Annotated in this window: 18 protein-coding genes and 1 tRNA gene; 10 read left to right on the plus strand and 9 right to left on the minus strand. The window is 66.3% G+C overall.

Going from position 1 to position 16612, the window contains the following annotated elements:
- Positions 1-65 precede the first annotated feature (65 nt).
- On the plus strand, positions 66-674 hold the full coding sequence (locus tag AB0I14_RS24780) for a TetR/AcrR family transcriptional regulator (protein WP_358027237.1): 609 nt from the start codon (positions 66-68) through the stop codon (positions 672-674).
- Positions 671-1495, plus strand: a complete 825-nt coding sequence (locus AB0I14_RS24785; protein ID WP_358027239.1) for a hypothetical protein — start codon at positions 671-673, stop codon at positions 1493-1495. Before AB0I14_RS24780 ends, AB0I14_RS24785 begins: the two co-directional genes overlap by 4 nt.
- 145 nt (positions 1496-1640) lie before the next feature.
- Here the strand turns inward: AB0I14_RS24785 and AB0I14_RS24790 are convergent, their stop codons facing one another.
- On the minus strand, positions 1641-2297 hold the full coding sequence (locus AB0I14_RS24790) for a TetR/AcrR family transcriptional regulator (protein WP_358027241.1): 657 nt from the start codon (positions 2295-2297) through the stop codon (positions 1641-1643).
- Positions 2298-2502: 205 nt separating this feature from the next.
- Here AB0I14_RS24790 and AB0I14_RS24795 point away from each other — a divergent pair, with 205 nt between their 5' ends.
- A complete protein-coding gene (locus AB0I14_RS24795) occupies positions 2503-3939 on the plus strand; it encodes a cytochrome P450 (protein WP_358027325.1) in 1437 nt (478 codons plus the stop codon).
- Between the two features lie 19 nt (positions 3940-3958).
- Here AB0I14_RS24795 and AB0I14_RS24800 read toward each other — a convergent pair whose 3' ends face one another.
- The 6 genes from AB0I14_RS24800 to AB0I14_RS24825 form a co-directional block, all read right to left on the minus strand.
- On the minus strand, positions 3959-4429 hold the full coding sequence (locus tag AB0I14_RS24800; RefSeq protein WP_358027243.1) for an SRPBCC family protein: 471 nt from the start codon (positions 4427-4429) through the stop codon (positions 3959-3961).
- A gap of 224 nt (positions 4430-4653) precedes the next feature.
- Positions 4654-4726 (minus strand) — tRNA-Ala (locus AB0I14_RS24805).
- Positions 4727-4781: 55 nt separating this feature from the next.
- Complete coding sequence (gene glpR / locus AB0I14_RS24810; RefSeq protein ID WP_358027246.1) at positions 4782-6014, minus strand: gephyrin-like molybdotransferase receptor GlpR; 1233 nt, start codon at positions 6012-6014, stop codon at positions 4782-4784.
- 246 nt (positions 6015-6260) lie between these two features.
- Positions 6261-6914: a GNAT family protein gene (locus tag AB0I14_RS24815; RefSeq protein WP_358027249.1), complete on the minus strand. Its 654-nt coding sequence runs from the start codon at positions 6912-6914 to the stop codon at positions 6261-6263.
- A gap of 46 nt (positions 6915-6960) precedes the next feature.
- Positions 6961-8199, minus strand: coding sequence for a gephyrin-like molybdotransferase Glp (gene glp, locus AB0I14_RS24820; protein ID WP_358027252.1), 1239 nt, complete (start codon positions 8197-8199; stop codon positions 6961-6963).
- Between the two features lie 65 nt (positions 8200-8264).
- Positions 8265-9194, minus strand: coding sequence for a UTP--glucose-1-phosphate uridylyltransferase (locus tag AB0I14_RS24825; protein ID WP_358027255.1), 930 nt, complete (start codon positions 9192-9194; stop codon positions 8265-8267).
- Between the two features lie 27 nt (positions 9195-9221).
- Between AB0I14_RS24825 and AB0I14_RS24830 the strand changes: the two genes are divergently transcribed.
- From AB0I14_RS24830 to AB0I14_RS24845, 4 genes are all read left to right on the plus strand, one after another.
- The gene (locus tag AB0I14_RS24830; RefSeq protein WP_358027258.1) at positions 9222-9821 is read left to right on the plus strand and encodes a 5-formyltetrahydrofolate cyclo-ligase; all 600 of its coding nucleotides are present in this window, start codon (positions 9222-9224) and stop codon (positions 9819-9821) included.
- A gap of 19 nt (positions 9822-9840) precedes the next feature.
- Positions 9841-11076: a helix-turn-helix domain-containing protein gene (locus tag AB0I14_RS24835; RefSeq protein WP_358027260.1), complete on the plus strand. Its 1236-nt coding sequence runs from the start codon at positions 9841-9843 to the stop codon at positions 11074-11076.
- A gap of 124 nt (positions 11077-11200) precedes the next feature.
- Complete coding sequence (locus AB0I14_RS24840; protein ID WP_358027263.1) at positions 11201-13048, plus strand: amino acid permease; 1848 nt, start codon at positions 11201-11203, stop codon at positions 13046-13048.
- Entirely contained in the window at positions 13045-13932 is an 888-nt protein-coding gene (locus tag AB0I14_RS24845) for a universal stress protein (RefSeq protein WP_358027266.1), read from the plus strand. Before AB0I14_RS24840 ends, AB0I14_RS24845 begins: the two co-directional genes overlap by 4 nt.
- Here AB0I14_RS24845 and AB0I14_RS24850 read toward each other — a convergent pair.
- Complete coding sequence (locus AB0I14_RS24850) at positions 13929-14633, minus strand: HNH endonuclease family protein (protein ID WP_358027268.1); 705 nt, start codon at positions 14631-14633, stop codon at positions 13929-13931. The genes AB0I14_RS24845 and AB0I14_RS24850 overlap by 4 nt on opposite strands.
- 141 nt (positions 14634-14774) lie before the next feature.
- Between AB0I14_RS24850 and AB0I14_RS24855 the strand changes: the two genes are divergently transcribed.
- From AB0I14_RS24855 to mscL, 3 genes are all read left to right on the plus strand, one after another.
- Positions 14775-15107, plus strand: a complete 333-nt coding sequence (locus tag AB0I14_RS24855) for an FmdB family zinc ribbon protein (protein WP_358027271.1) — start codon at positions 14775-14777, stop codon at positions 15105-15107.
- 70 nt (positions 15108-15177) lie between these two features.
- Positions 15178-15837: an SAF domain-containing protein gene (locus tag AB0I14_RS24860; RefSeq protein WP_358027273.1), complete on the plus strand. Its 660-nt coding sequence runs from the start codon at positions 15178-15180 to the stop codon at positions 15835-15837.
- 135 nt (positions 15838-15972) lie between these two features.
- Positions 15973-16437, plus strand: a complete 465-nt coding sequence (gene mscL / locus AB0I14_RS24865) for a large-conductance mechanosensitive channel protein MscL (protein ID WP_358027275.1) — start codon at positions 15973-15975, stop codon at positions 16435-16437.
- Positions 16438-16515: 78 nt separating this feature from the next.
- On the opposite strand, the gene AB0I14_RS24870 is transcribed toward mscL, so the two are convergent.
- Positions 16516-16612, minus strand: a 97-nt coding sequence (locus AB0I14_RS24870) for an MspA family porin (protein ID WP_207544394.1), incomplete at its 5' end; no start/stop codon positions are given.

Here is a 16612-nt window from a genome sequence, read left to right on the forward strand (position 1 = left end):
CGGAGCTCAATTTCGCTGACACTCGTCATTGACGACCGTCAGCAATTGGGCGTACGGTTGCCGCCATGCCTTCGCGACCCGCACCGTCCGGGACTGAAGCACCGGCCGGGGGCGTCCGGGAGGCGCGTCGGGTCGAAACCCGAGCACGCCTGTTCGAGGCTGCGCTGGCAGAGATTTCGCACCGCGGGTTGGCCGCCGCCGATGTCAGCGCCATCGCGGCAGCGGCCGGCGTGGCGAGGGGAACGTTCTATTTCCATTTCCCAACAAAGGAGCACGTTCTCATCGAGGCGGAGCGCGACGAGGAAACCCGGATCGTGCGCGAGCTCGACAACGCCAAGGGCGATCTGCAGTCGGTACTCACGCAAGTCGTCCGACGCGTCCTCAGCGCCGAACGTCGTTTGGGCGGAGTGGTTTTCCGGGACATGCTCGGCCTGCATTTCACCTCGACCCGCCCGGTCGAAGACGAACTGGCGCTGCACCCGCTCGCAGAGTTTCTGGTCGGGGTGATCGGCCGGTCGCAAGCCGCAGGGCGGGTGTCTGCCGACCGAAATGCGAACGAACTCGCGACGTTCTTCCTTACCGGGCTATTCGCCCTACTCGCCACCGGGATATTCGACGCCGCACTGCTGAACCGTTATGTCACAACGATTGTCAAAGGGATGGAGAACCGATGAATCGCACAGGCATCGAGGGCTACCGGGATTTCCTGGCCAAGCGTGACGGCGAAGCCGACCTGCTCAACAGGCGGTTGGCGAATCGGGAGCGGTTCTTCGTCGAACTGGAGGAAGATCCCGTCCGCTCAGCCCAACCCGCCGACCGGACGGTCTTCCTTCGCAATCTTCGCCGCCGACAGCCCGAACCCGGTCTGGACCGCAAGATGCTGTTTCTGCTGGCGACCGCCAAACTCAATCAGGCTGAACGGTTCGGAGTGGGGCTCGGCGAAACCTACGGGCGCAACAGCGACGAGAATCTGCCGCCCGAGAACGTCTACCTCGAACTCGAAGAGCACTACCACACCCGGCTGCTGGCATACGCGCTCGACGTCTTCGACCTGACATTCCAGGTCGTCCCGCCACCATTCGTGATGCGCCAGTTCGTCAAGACAGGCGTGTTCCTCCCCGAGCGGCTGGGTTTCATGTTCGTCGGGGCCGCAGAGATGGCGGGCTGCATCATGTTTGACGAACTTCGCCGCGCCGGCGCCGAACTCTTCGCAGACGAGCCCGAAGTCGCCGAACGGATCGAACTGCTCTACAGCGAGATCCTCACCGATGAGATCGGCCATGTCGGCTACTGCGCGTCCCGCTGCACATCGGCCGAACGGGCGGTCATGCGCCGGGCATACCCGCTCATCGGACGGTTTTTCGCCCGCCAGACCGCCGAGATCAGCCTGCTGATCGACCCCAAGGCGTTGCACGCGCGCCTCGATCGCCCCTTCGATGTCGAGGAACTGACCGCAGGTCTGGACAACGAGACGTATCTCGTCACGCACCCTTGAGGTAGAGACTGCCCATCCAGCAGCCCGTGGCGAATGTCCAGGTTTTCGAGACAGATTCACGATTTTGCGTCGATAAGCGACGCATTCGCCGCAGGGCCTGATAGAGAGACCGTGTCGGTAGCAGGCAGGGCTTCCGCGCGAGGCGCTAAGACGGAGAAATCCTGGCACGCGCCACCTGTGCGGCCCCGTTTCCAGTGATCAACCACAGCGTGGCGAGCTGAGCGATGAAGTCGTCGAGGGACAGGCCGACGCCGCCATTGACGAATTCCAGGATCGCATCCGCCGTCCCGCCGACAATGAACGCCGGCGCGACCTTGGCCAACGGATCTTTCTCCAACTCGACGCCGTGCACTGTGCGCCCGTGGTCTATGAGCACGTCGGTCAGCCGGTGCATGACCGTGGTGCGGTGCGCATCGAGCTCGGGCGACGCTGCCATCCCACCGAGTAGGACGCGGGCGCGACGCGGGTCGTCGACGAGGGCCCGCACCGCGGCCGAGACACTCGCCAACGCTTGGACTTCCAACGACTGGTGCGCCTCTACACCCGCTGCGGCAACAGCTGCGGTGCGTACGCCCTCGGCGATGTCGTCCACGACCGCGGCTGACAAGGCGTCGAGATCGGCAAAGCTCTCGTAGAAGTACCTCTTGTTGAGACTGGCCGCAACGCAGAGCTTCTCGAGCGTCACTCCGCGCCATTCGTTGCGGGCCATCACATCCATCGCCACATCCAGCAGACGCTCGCGCCGCTGCCGGCGGCGAACCTCCGCCGACTGGCCACCGTAAGCGCGATTGGTCGTTGACACCACCAACACATTCTGGCACGGTTTCGTACCAGATATTAGGCACGATTCCGTACCAAATATTCGAAAGAGGCGCCCATGAGCACTGCAGACACAAAGACTCCCGATGCCTGCCCCCCAAAGGACGTGACCAAAGCGTCGGTGTTGCCGGCCATTTCGACGAAAACCGTCGCCGCGACTATCTGAATCGGATCGGCGGGTGACAACATTGGCCACTTGCCTCACCTCCCCGGCGAACACGCACCGCCTCCAAGCATTCGGCGCGGCCGTCACCTCACGGTTTCCGAGTCGTGAGCACCCTCTGGCCACGCCGCCCCCGGGATCGAATCTCAAGCCGGTCATGGGCAACTATGGTTTCCCGTTCCTCGGGCACGTGTTGAGCTCGCTGGCCGACCCACTGGCCTTCGCCCGGGATCGGTACGAGCGATACGGCCCGGTGTCATGGGCCGGGGGCGTCGGGTTCCGCGTTGTCGGCCTGATGGGCCCGGACGCGTTGGAGGCCGCATGGATCAACCGGGACAAGGTGTTCTCCAGCACTCGCGGCTGGGCACCGGTCATCGGACCGTTCTTCCACCGCGGAATCATGTTGCTGGACTTCGACGAACACCGTGACCACCGCCGAATCATGCAACAGGCGTTCACCCGTAGCGCGTTGGACGGATATCTGGACCTGATGCGGCCCAGTATCGATCGCACGTTGGGCAATTGGCCGTCAACGGAAGGTTTTCCGTTCTACCCATCCATCAAGCATCTACTGCTCGAACAGGCCGCTGAGGTGTTCGTCGGCACCCACCTCGGCCCCGAATCCGATCAACTGTCGGCGGATTTCCGCGCCACAGTCCGCGGCGGGCAGGCCCTGGTGCGGGCAGATGTACCGGGCGGCGTGTGGGCCAAAGGACTACGTGCACGGGAGCGGCTCGAACGCTACTTCGCCGACCAGGTTCCCGACCGTCAGCGCGGCGACGGCGCAGACCTGTTCTCGATGCTGTGCCGAAGCGAGGACGAAGACGGTGCCCGGTTCACGCCGACCGACATCGTGAACCACATGATCTTCCTGCTGATGGCTGCACACGACACGACTGCCATCGCACTGTCGATGCTCACCTACGAGCTGGGCCGAAACCGGCAGTGGCAGGACGCGCTTCGTGATGAAGCGATCACCCGGCCCAATGACACCCCCACGGTCCTGGACCTGGACGCCTATCCCCTGCTCGACGCCGCGTTCAAGGAGATCCTCCGGATGTACGCGCCTGCGGGGGCACTCTTCCGTCAAACCGTCCGCGACACCGAGATCCTCGGCCATTTCGTCCCGCGCAAGACCCAGGTGGCCATCAATGTCTATGCCTCCATGCGACTTTCCGACTGGTGGCCCGACCCGGACACGTTCAATCCGGAACGGTTCGTGAACAATTCCGAGTCGCGCGCCGCGGTGAGCCGCTACGTCTTCGCTCCGTTCGGCGGCGGTGCACACAAGTGCATCGGCCAGCAGTTCGCCGACATGACGGTCAAGACCACCATGCACCAGATGCTGAGACGGTTCGAATGGAGCGTGCCCGGCAACTACCGACCCCAGCTGACCTGGGGCACCGGGCCGACGCCGGCCGATGACCTACCGATCACCCTGCGATCGCGCGCGCTGACGTAAGCAACGCCTTCGACGCGGATCAAGTCGCGTAGCGGTCGTGCAACTTGGTCAACGTGGACTCGATACCCTTCGCGTTGCCCTTGGCGAAGCCCATTCGCTCGTAGTACTTCAGCGTGTCCTTGATAGGCCCGGTGTCGCGGTAGTCGAATGTCTCTGTCACGCGCGTGAGGGTGGGGGTGAGTGCGGTGAACTCCCAGCGCCAACGATGCCCCAACGGATGTCGCCATTCAAAGAGTTCGTCGGGTCTTACCGCGGTGACGACACTGGTGATCCGGTAGGGCACCCCGTACATCCGCATCCCGGTCGTGAACTTCGCACCCGGAGCGATGTCGTCTGGACACTTCACGTTGTCTCCGACGGTGCCCGAGTCGTCGATCTCGTGGTGACGACGCGGGTCGGCGATCATGGCGAAAAGTTCGGCCGCAGGGGCATTGACCTCCACCGAGCGGCCGACCTGATTCGGACCCGCGTCAACGATGCTGACGGTCATGGTGTGTGTCCTTCGATTCGCATTCGCTGTTCGACGACCAGTATGTGATCGTTCATCCTCGCTGACGGATTAGCCAATTACCCGGTTTCCTAACCGTTGGCGAAGTGCGGCATCGGACACGTCTCGTCCGCCCTCCGAACTACTACCGACGTACTACACCGGTGCGTTCTCCAGATAAGAGAAAGACCCGCCGTCTCCGGCGGGTCTGTCCTATTCAAATTTTGTGGAGCTAAGGGGAATCGAACCCCTGACCTTCTCGATGCGAACGAGACGCGCTACCAACTGCGCTATAGCCCCTGATACCGGAAGCAAAGGCTACCAGTCCCCGGCCGGTAACCGGAAACCGGCCGCCTTACTGCCCGGCGGCGCGCGGTAGGTCGTATTCGCGGGACATCGATGCGTACGACGCATACGCCAGGTGCTCGAAGATCGGGTCCTCGTCGTCGATGTCGAGCACCACCGCACCGGGCCGCCGCAGCCGGGCGGGCACCACGTCAAGCTTGTGGTCGTCGGTGCTCTCCACGCCCAGCCGGGACCGCGCCAGCCGTTGCGCACGACGACGCCGCAGCTGTTCCTCGATGCGGGTCTGGCGACGCAGATAGGCCAGGTACAGCACGGTCAGCGTGCCGGCGCCGCCACACACCCACCAGGCCGACGGCGTCACCAGGAAGGCAGCGCCCGCCGAGAACAGCAGCGTGACCGCCAGCACCGCGAGCACGCGCTTGCGGAACCGGAACTTGCGGGCACTGACCTCTGCGGAGGTCTTGGACTCGAACCGGCGCTGCCGTGTGGCGCTCAGCGACGCCACGGGCGGCTCGGCCGATTCCGTTTCGACCGGCTCGTCCTCTGCCTCGGGCTCCAGACCCGATGAGTCGTCGACGTACTCGTACTCGGCGTCGGTGAGATCGTCGGGGTCCTCGACGTCCTCCAGTTCCTCGGCTTGCTCGGTCTCGTCGACCTCGGCCTCGTCGAGATCCAGTGCGATCCGGTCGGTTTGCATCTCGGACTCGACGGCCTGGACGGGGGTAACGGGCTCGGCCGGCTCCTCGACCGCGACGGGTTCGGGTTCTGGCTCCGCTTCCGGCTCAGGCTCGGTCTCGAACTCCAACTCAAGCTCGGGCTCGGGCTCGGGCACTTCCTCAGGCGCGGCGGCGGGTGCGACGGCGGGTGCGACGGCCTCGGCCATCGCACCGACCGGCAGCGCGCCGGAATCCTCGTCGACGATGTCGACATCGAGATAGTCGGGCTCGGAAGTTTCGACGCGCACCGCGGCCACCACCACGGTGCGCTGCACGGTGGTGTGCACGCGCACTTCGGCGGGCTCTTCATCCTCTTCGAAGTCTTCATCGAGCTTCTCGTCGAGGTGGTCGGCTGTGTGCTGCCAGTGCGGATCGCTGTGATGCCCGGCGGCCGGGCCGCGTCGTAACCGTTGTGCGTTGCGGCCGCTGTTGAGCACTCGAGTCGCCAGGGCGACGTCGCTGGTGCGACGCACCGAGTCGCGCTTGCTGATCAACATCGGAACCAACACGAAAAGCCAGAGAACGACTAGGGAAATCCACAGCAGTGACTGGGGGATGCTTGGCATGACGCCTGCTCCTTTCCCCTTCAGGCTAGGTCTGTGACCAGCGCATCCATGGATGGCGCGCCGACACAATTACACACCTGTAATTCGATCGATACAAGCACCATCAGTCACACGTGTCACATTGGTAACAGTTCGTAGGCCGGTTTTCGTCGAGATTGCTTCCAGGGCTGCGAATCCGGCGAAATCGCCGATCGGGGACGCAATTTCAACGCGGCGCGTCGCCGCCGGAAATCCGCGCCGGACAGCTCAGCACCAATTGGCCCGTCCGGCTGAAACCAGAGCTTGGGACGCCGAATGTTTCAGCTCCTCCAACGTGACCGCCACCAGGAGATGGTCCCGCCAGGCACCGTCGACCTCGAGATAGCGGCGCAGCAGGCCTTCCTCGCGGAACCCCACCCGTGCCAGCACGGCCCGGCTCGCGGCGTTCTCCGGCCGCACCGTGGCCTCGACCCGGTGCAACTGCACCCCGGTGAAGCAGTGGTCGAGCCCCAGCGCCAGCGCACCCGTCGCCACCCCGCCGCCGGTCTTGTCACTGGCCACCCAGTAACCGATCCAGGCTGATCGCAGTGCGCCGTGGGTGACGTTGCCGATCGTGAGCTGGCCGGCGAACTCCCCGTCGAGCTCGATCACATATGGCAGCATCCGTCCACGCCGGGCCTCGCTGCGCAAACCCGAGCAGATCGCGGGCCATGACGAAACTCCATGGCGGACACGCCAATCCACACCGCTGACCGGCTCCCAGGGCTCCAGGTGAGCCTGGTCGGCCAGCCGGATCCGGCTCCACACCGCGGCGTCGCGCAGCCGCACCGGACGTAGTCGCACGACGCCGGCCTGCACCCGTAACGGCCCGATCGGACCGGGCCAACCCGGGTGAAAGGCACTGGACCGCAGCAGGCTCATCCACACAGTCGATTCGTCACACCGTCATTCATCGAATGAAGTCTTATCAGCCGCGTTGAGCCAGGAATGCCACATCCACGGTTTCTCCGGTGCGGACCTCGTCGACCTCGCTCGGAATCACCACCAGACAGTTCGCCTCGGCGAGAGTGGCCAGCAAATGCGTCGACGCCCCGGGCGCCCCGCCCAGCGCCTGCACCAGGTATTCGCCGGTGTCCTGGTCGCGCATCAACTGCCCGCGCAGGTATCCCGTGCGCCCCGCCACCGAACTGATCGGCGCCAGCGTGCGGGCCTTCACCACGCGCCGCATCGGCTGCCGCTTGCCGAGCGAGAGCCGGATCAGCGGGCGCACCATCACCTCGAACACCACCAGCGCGCTGACCGGGTTCGCGGGCAGCAGGAAGACCGGAACGCGGTCGCGGCCGAGCTGCCCGAAGCCCTGCACCGACCCGGGGTGCATCGCGATCCGGGCCACCTCCATCTCGCCGAGTTCGGAGAGCACGGTGCGTACCGATTCCGCGGCGGCCCCGCCCACTGCCCCGGCGATGACCACGATCTCATTGCGATTGACTTGGCCCTCAACGGTTTCCCGCAGCTCCCGCGGGTCGGTGCTGATGATGCCGACGCGGTTGACCTCCGCGCCCGCATCCCGGCCGGCCGCAGCCAGTGCGTAGGAGTTCACGTCGTACACCTGCCCGGTTCCCGGTGTGCGGGATACGTCGACGAGTTCGCCGCCCACGCACATCACCGACAGCCTGGGCCGTGGGTGCACCAGCACGCGGTCCCGTCCGACCGCGGCGAGCAGACCGACCTGAGCCGGACCGATGATGGTGCCGGCCCGCACCGCGACGTCACCCGGTTGCACATCGTCACCGGTGCGCCGGACGTAGGCGCCCGAGCGCACGCTGCGCAGGATTTTGACCCGGCTCTCGCCACCGTCGGTCCACCGCAACGGCAATACCGCGTCAGCCAGTGTCGGCATCGGCGCGCCGGTCTGCACGCGCGCAGCCTGCCGGGGCTGCAAGCGGCTCGGGGTCCGCGCCCCGGCTTCGATCGCGCCCATCACCGGCAGGCTGACCTCACCGGCACCGTCGCCCACAGACAACACGTCGACGCTGCGCACCGCGTAGCCGTCGATCGCGGCCTGATCGAATCCCGGCATCGGCCGTTCCGTCACGACCTCTTCGGCACACATCAGGCCCTGTGACTCGGCGATGGCCACTCGCACCGGCCGGGGCGCCACCGCGGCAGCCGCTACCCGAGCCTGCTGTTCCTCGACCGAACGCACAACACGCCTTCCTATCTACGGGCCCCGCCTACCGGACAACGCGCGGCGTACGACCCGACGCGTTGCTAGCCCTCCGGTCCGGTCAGACCCAATCGTTCGACCAACCACCGCCGCAATTCGGGGCCGTAGTCGTCACGTTCCAACGCAAAGTCAACCGCAGCCTTCAGGTAGCCGCCGGGATTTCCCAGGTCGTGTCGGGCTCCGCGGTGCACAACCACATGTACCGGGTGGCCCTCTTCGATGAGCAGCGCGATGGCGTCGGTCAGCTGAATCTCCCCGCCCACCCCGCGTGAAACGCGACGCAGCGCATCGAAGATCGCCCGGTCGAGAAGGTAGCGGCCGGCCGCGGCGTACGGGGACGGCGCATCGTCGGGCTTGGGCTTTTCCACCATGCCCTTGACCCGCAGCACGTTCGGGTTGGCCGCGTCGGGCACGGTCTCGACGTCGAAGACGCCGTAGGCACTGATCTCGTCGCCGGGCACCTCGATGGCGCACAACACGGAACCGCCGCGCTTGGCCCGCACCTTGGACATGGTCTCCAGGACGCCGGTGGGCAGCACCAGGTCATCGGGCAGCAGGACGGCGATGGCATCCTCGTCCGGAGCCAGCGCGGCCTCGACGCAACCGACGGCATGTCCCAGGCCCAGCGGCTCGGCCTGCACCACAGACTCGACCTTGATCAGCGCCGGGGCGCGACGGACCTTCTCCAGCATCGTCTTCTTGCCGCGAGCCTCCAGCGTGCCCTCGAGCACCAGGTCCTCGACGAAATGCGCGACGACGCCGTCTTTGCCTTCCGAGGTGATGATGATCAACCGCTCGGCACCGGCCTCGGCAGCCTCCGCCGCGACCAGTTCGATGCCCGGGGTGTCGACCACCGGCAGCAATTCCTTGGGGACCGTCTTGGTCGCAGGCAGGAACCGCGTACCCAGACCGGCCGCCGGGACCACGGCCGTGTAGGGAAACGGCACCTCAGGCGCCTTGTGAGACGTGCTCATCGTTCACACACTAACGTCCGTTCTGAAATGGTGGAGGGCGTGACCCCGCCGACCAAGACCGAGTTGCGAGCTGGCGTTCTACGTGCAAGACGGGCCGTACCGGCCGACCGCCGCGACCGCGAGACGCAGGCACTTTGCCACTGGCTGCCCGCCCTCGTCCGTGGCGGGCAGACCGTGTGCGCCTACGTTCCGGTGGGCTCCGAACCGGGGTCACCGGCCCTCCTGGACGCCCTGTTGGAACTCGGTGTGCGCGTGCTACTTCCGGTTGCCCGCAACGACGCGGACGGCCGCGCAATGCCGATGCAGTGGGGCGCCTATGAGCCGGGCACGTTGGTGGCCGCCGAGTTCGGTCTGCGCGAGCCTCCGCCGCCGTGGTTGCCCGCCGGATCGATCGCAGACGCCGAGGTGGTGCTGGTGCCCGCCCTGGCCGTCGACCGCAACGGGAACCGGCTGGGCCGGGGTGCCGGCTTTTACGACCGCAGCCTGATCTACGCCTCGCCAGACGCGCGACTGGTCGCGGTGGTGCGTGACGACGAGTTGGTCGACGCGTTGCCCGCCGACCCTCACGACGTGCGGATGACGCATGGCCTGACGCCGTCGGGCGGAATCGTGACGTTGCAGCGTTGAGCTGGTCCAGAATCGTCAGGTGTCCGATCCGGTGAGCGCTGACTTCGGTGTCCGCATGCAGCTGATCGTCGATGTCCTGGCCCAAACCCTGGATCGGGCCGTGCTCCTGGATGACGAGGAGCTGACCCCGATCACGCACAGCCGTCAGCTCGGCGAACTCGATGACGTGCGGGTCCACAGCGTGCTGCAGCGCGAGACCCGCGCGGAGGTCAAGGAGGCGCTGTTCGAATTCGGGATCGGCTCGGCCGACTCGGCGGTGTGGACCCCGGCGTTACCGCAATACGGCCTGATGCCGCGGTTCTGCGTGCCTGTGCGATCGGCGTCCGAGCGGTTCGGCTACCTGTGGATCATCGCCCCCGAGGCCGCGCTGTCCGAGCACGGTCAGCAGCTGGCCGAGAGAGCGGGTGCCGACTTGCTGGCCATCCTCGACCGCCGCAACGCGGCACTGCGCGCCGAAGAGTCAGCGCGGCAAGGCCTTTTGATGCGGCTGATTGCCGTCGACGAGCCTGGGCAGGCACAGGCGGTCGTCGGCGAACTGCACGCCAGGGCGATGGCCGAGCCGCACGACGTGGTCCAGGTCTTCAGGTTCGAGCCCGACGCTGACGGCGCGGTCGATCCGGTCGATCAGAGCATGGCGCTGCGTCTGCGGTTGACGGCAACCGACCGGACGCGGCAGTGGTACACCCTGGCCGGATCGCCGACCACGATCCTCGCGGTGTCGCGTCCCGACGCGGAGTCGGCCGCGACCGCCGAAGCCGTGGTCGGGGCCGTCCGGGCCAGCTACGGAACACGACCGGCCATCGGCGTCTCCGGCGTTGCCCTGCCGATAACGCAAGCAGCCCTTGGGTTTCGCCAGGCAACCCTGGCGCTGACGCTGGCCGGGGTCGGTGCGGGCAACGCCCAGGTCACCGACTGGTCCACACTCGGCTCGTGGCGCACCCTGGCGTTGCTGGGCCAGGCCTACGGCCCGGACCGGCTCGGAGAGCTGGTCCACCCCGGCATCGTCAGCCTGATCGAGCAGGGTCGCGAAGACCTCCTCCGCACGCTGGAGACATACCTGGCCAACGGCGGCGACGTGCGACGCACCTCCGAGGACATGTACCTCCATCGGTCCACGCTGTACTACCGGCTGGAGAAGCTCACCGAGGCTGTCGGCAGCGATCTCAGCGACGGCGGGATCCGTTTCGATCTGATGCTGAGCTTGCGCCTGGCTCGTCTGGCCGGGGTGTACCGCCCCGATTCGACAACTGTCTGAACGAGCCGGCTCAGTTTCCTACAGTTTCGAACCTATTTCGGCTCCATCAACCGGCCCCCGGGCATAGCGTTTCTTCTGGCCGCTTGTGACCTGAGTCACACATCACGGAGGAGTCGGTGCGCAAATGGGTGAAACACCCGCATTGAAGAAGGCGCTCAGTCAGCGACAGTTGACGATGATCGCCATCGGCGGCGTGATCGGCGCCGGACTGTTCGTCGGCTCCGGGGTGGTGATCGGTGCTACCGGGCCCGGCTCGTTCATCACCTATGCGCTGGCCGGGGTCCTGGTCATCATGGTGATGCGGATGCTGGCGGAGATGGCGGTGGCCAATCCGTCGACCGGATCGTTCGCCGATTACGCGCGCAACTCGCTGGGCAACTGGGCGGGGTTCTCGGTCGGCTGGTTGTACTGGTATTTCTGGGTGATCGTCGTCGGCTTCGAAGCCATCGCGGGCGCCAAGATCATCCAGTTCTGGGTGGACGTACCCATCTGGCTGACGGCACTGCTCCTGTTGATCGCGATGACGGCGACGAATCTGTTCTCGGTGTCGTCCTTCGGTGAATTCGAGTACTGGTTCGCCGGCATCAAGGTGGCGGCGATCCTGGCGTTCATCGGTTTGGGCGCGCTCTTCGTCTTCGGGCTGTGGCCGAACAAGGACATGGACTTCTCGAACCTGACCTCTCACGGCGGGTTCTTCCCGATGGGCGCAATGGCCGTCACCGTCGGCGTGGTGACGGTGATCTTCTCGATGGTCGGTGCGGAGATCGCCACCATCGCCGCCGCCGAGTCCGCGGATCCCGAGCGGGCGGTGGCCAAGGCCGCCAACTCGGTCATCATGCGCATCGCGATCTTCTTCGTCGGCTCGTCATTCCTGATCACGACGATCCTGCCGTGGGATCACTTCAAGAAGGACGCCGCGGGCAATGTCGCGTCGCCGTTCGTCTCGGTGTTCACCGAAATGGGGATCCCCTACGCCGATCACATCATGAATGCGGTGGTGCTCACCGCGGTGCTGAGCTGTCTGAACTCGGGGATGTACACCGCGTCGCGCATGCTGTTCGTGCTGGCCGCCCGGCGCGAGGCGCCGCCACAGTTGGTCGCGGTGACCCGCCGCGGCGTCCCGGCGCCGGCGATCCTGACCTCCTCGGTCATCGGTTTCCTGTGCGTGATCGCCGCAGCGTTCTGGCCGGAGACCATCTTCGCGTTCCTGCTGAATTCCAGCGGTGCGGTGATCCTGTTCGTCTACCTGCTCATCTGCATCTCGCAGATCGTGCTGCGCTACCGCAGTTCCCCGGACCAGCTCAAGGTGAAGATGTGGTTGTTCCCGGTGCTGTCGATACTCACCGCTGTGGCCATCTTCGCGATCCTGATCCAGATGTATGTGCAGGGCGGGGATAACCGGAAGGCCCTGACCTTGAGCGTGGCGTCGTGGGCGGTGGTGATCCTGCTGTTCCTGGCCAACCGGTGGTTCATCGGCCACCGGCCCGAGGTGGCCGGGGTCGCCCCGGCGGCCGGGGCCGCCCATCCGCACCGAGTGTTGGTGCTGGCCAACGAGACCGTCGAATCCAATGAACTGCTCGACGAGTTGCGCCGCATCGGCGCGGACCGCGACGCCGTCTATCAGGTGGTGGTGCCGGCCAGTCCGATCGACACCGGGGTGGCCGCCACCCACGGCCCGCTCGACATCTCCGAGGCCACCACCCGAGCGGCCCAGCGTCGCCTCGATCAGACGCTGAACACGCTGCGCTCAGAGCAGTTGCAGGCCGACGGCGAGTTGGGTGACTACCGTCCGCTGCGGGCCCTGGCCCATGCCGTCGAGGCGTTCCGGCCCGACCAGATCGTGATTTCAACTCTGCCGCCGGAGGATTCGGTGTGGCATCGTTTCGATGTCGTCGACCGGGCCCGCTCCGAATATCAGATCCCGGTGACCCACGTGGTCTCGAGAGTGCGTACCCAGGAGCACGCGTCGTGACCATTCTGGCAGCGTTCAGCGCGAGCCGGCACAGCAGCGCACCGCTGAACCTGGCGATCCAGATCGCCCGCACCACAGGCGAGCCGGTGATCGCCGCAGCGGTGGTGGAACGGTCATGGGCGGCACGCGACGACATGGTCGAGGGCGAGTACCTGGCCTACGTTCGCGCGCAGGCCACCCAGGCGTTGCAGCGCGCGGTCGCCGTCCTACCCATCGATCTCGACGTCACCCCGGTGGTACACGAATCCACCTCGATACCAACGGGTTTGATCGAGCTTGCCGACGCCCACCGGGCGACCATGGTGTCCGTCGGCTCGTCCTCGTCGGGCATGCTCGGCCGGGTCGCACTCGGTAGCGTGACCGAGCGTCTGGTGCACACCGCCCGGGTGCCGGTGGCGTTCGCGCCGCGCGGGTACGCCCAGAATGACGGGCGCATCAGCCGACTCACCGCGGCCTACGGCGGGGAGGCCGACGTCAACGGACTCATCCCCGCTACCGCCGAACTGGCGGCGTCATGGTCGGCCAAGCTACGCATCGTCTCGTTCACGGTCCGCAACACCGCGGCGTTCGCCGGAACCATCGAATCCTCGGCCGAGGAGTTGGTGGTGCAGCAGTGGTCCAGGCGAACCATCGCCGAGATCACCAAGCAGCTCAAGGCTATTCGTGACCGGATGACCGTTCCCGACGTCGATGTGGTGGTGGGCGCGGGTCACGATTGGAATACGGCGGTGCAGAGCGTCGGGTGGGACGCAGGCGACATGCTGGTGCTGGGTTCGGGTGCGGCCGCCCCGAGCGCCCAGGTGTTCCTCGGCTCGGCAGCGGGCAAGATCCTGCGCCGTTCGCCGGTACCCGTGATGATCGCGCCGAGCTACCGGCGCGGCTAGCAGTTGTCCAGCACCGCCGCCATGGCGCGCTGCTCTTTCGCCGAGACCCACAGCTGGTAGGCGGCTTTCACCTCGACCTGGCGGCCCACGAACTCACAGCGGAAGGCCACATTGGGCGGCAGCCAACTGGCCGCGTCGCGGAATGCCTTGTCGAAGTTGGGTTGCGCGGCAACCGCGATCAGGTTGCGCGGATCGTTCGCGAAGTCCCTGCGCCGCTGCGGGTCCCAGGTACGCGCCCCCTTGTACCAGGCGTCCGACAGGGACACGAGATGGTCGATCTGCACCGTGCTGGAGGTGTCGGGCCCGCGGGTGAACGCGATCTCGACACCGGTGTAGGGGTCGTGCAGGACACCGGTGGCGGCGTAGCAGGTGCCGGGGCGGACGGTCAGCTGAGCCAGGTCGCGGCGCAGGATGTCGTCGCGGGTGTTGCAGCCGTTGTGGCCGAACTCGACGTTCACGTCGTCACTCCAGGCCTCACCGAAGCGGGACCGGGCGTAGTCGGTGTCGCGATCCCAGCCCTTGACCGGCAGACCCGCCAACAACGTGCGGGCCCGGTCGTAGCCGGGGGTCCGCTGCGCCGGCGCCGGCCTCGGACCGGTGGTCGGGGGCGCGGACGGGTGCGCGGCGGAATCCCCGGCCGGGGATTCCGCACGCATCCGGGCCACCACGAGCACGGCCAGCACCGCCACGATTACCGCCACGATTACCGCCACGACGAGCAGTACCGCTAGCCTTCCGGAGCGCCGGCGCCGGCGGCCCGCGGGAATGACATGGCCCACGTAGCGGTTCTAGCACTTGAGCCGGTAGAGTGCTAACAAGTTTGACCAACTCGGAGGGTTTTCGTGCCTACCTATTCCTACGCATGCACTGAGTGCGGCAATCGGTTCGACGCGGTGCAGGCCTTCAGCGATGATGCGCTGACCACCTGCCCCAAGTGCTCCGGCAAGCTGCGCAAGCTCTTTGGCTCGGTGGGCGTGGTGTTCAAGGGCAGCGGCTTCTACCGCACCGACAACCGCGAATCGGGCAAGAGCGCGTCCAACGGCTCGCCCGCCAAGAGCTCGGAAAGCAGCTCTTCGAGCTCGTCCTCCGACTCGTCGTCGTCTTCCTCAGCTTCGTCGGGCAGTTCCTCGTCGAGCAGCTCCAGCGCCGCCCCCGCCGCGGCCGCCTCGAGCTAGCTCCGGAAGTTATCCACAGGACGGCAAATACGCCGTTCTCACCCGGCCTTCGCGCGCCTAGCGTGGCGCCATGGCCCAATCACTCAACCCGCCGCCCTGGCGTCGGCTGACGGCTGCCCGGCCCGATTGGACCCGCACGGTGGCCGCACGCCGCGCTGCCGCAGCCGGGTTGGTGCTTCTCGCGGCCGTGACGGCCCTGCGCTCCGATCCACACGGTGACTACACCGAGATCGCAGTCGCGGCGCATGACCTGTCTCCCGGCGTCGCGTTGACCGCCGACGACGTCCGCCTGGAACGCCGCAGCACCGCCACCCTGCCCGACGGCGCCCAGCGCGACGTGGCACCGGTGATCGGCGCGACGCTGACCGCCCCGGCCCGTCGTGGCGAGGTGATCACCGATGTCCGACTGCTCGGGTCGCGGCTGGCCGAAACGGCAGCGGGCCCGGATGCCCGCATCGTGCCGGTGAAACTCAACGACACCGCGCTGCTGGATCTGATCCGCCCTGGCGACGTGGTCGACGTGCTGACGGTGACAGCCGACCAGTCCGACAAGGGTCCGGCCCGGCCGGTCGTGCTGGCCTCCGGGGCCGTGGTGGTGCTCGTTTCAGAGAAGGCACGCGGAGCCGGGGTGGGCAGCGACCGGGTGGCGCTGGTGGCGCTGCCGGCCCGCTCAGCCAACGAGGTCGCGGCCACCAGCCTGGTGCAGGCCGTCACGCTGACGATCCACTGAACCCGGGTTCCCCTGCCGGACAATATGATTCGCGCGTTGCGAAGTTGTTGACCCACAATCACCCAGCCGTTCGGCCAACTCGGTTACTGTTTGCTTGTCGCACCGAAAACACCACACTGCAGGAAGGGTCCCCGCATGTTGAAGGGCTTCAAAGAGTTTCTGTCTCGCGGCAACGTCATTGATCTTGCGGTTGCTGTGGTCATCGGCGCCGCCTTCACCGGGTTGGTCACGGCGTTCACCGAAAAGGTGGTGCAGCCGCTGATCGACCGTATCGGCGCCGGCCCCGGCCAGGAGTACGGCGTCCTCAAGATCTCACTGGGCGGCGATCCCGAGACGTTCATCGACTTCAACGCCGTCCTGTCGGCGTTCATCAACTTCATCCTGGTGGCCGCCGTCATCTACTTCGTCATCGTCCTGCCGTACAAGAAGCTGCGTGAGCGCGGCGAGGTGGAACAGGCCCAGGACACCGAGTTGAGCCTCCTGACCGAGATCCGCGATCTGCTGTCCGAGAACGGCTCCGCCGGCAAGCACGTCACCGGCCCCGGCACCGGCCCGAGCCCCGACACCGCCAAGTACACGAGCGCCGACCGCGACAAGTAGGCGCCGTACGCAAAAGCAGCCCCTGGATTTCTCCAGGGGCTGCTTTTTGTCGGACCTAGAACGTGGCGTTCATGGTGCCTAGTTCATATTCCAGGGCTCGCCGTAGGTGGTGACGCTGTCACCGGTCGAGGCGATCAGGCGGGCGAACGGACGCAGCAACACACCACCGGCCGCA

Source organism: Mycobacterium sp. NPDC050441, assembly GCF_040655355.1.
Classification (GTDB): Bacteria; Actinomycetota; Actinomycetes; order Mycobacteriales; family Mycobacteriaceae; genus Mycobacterium.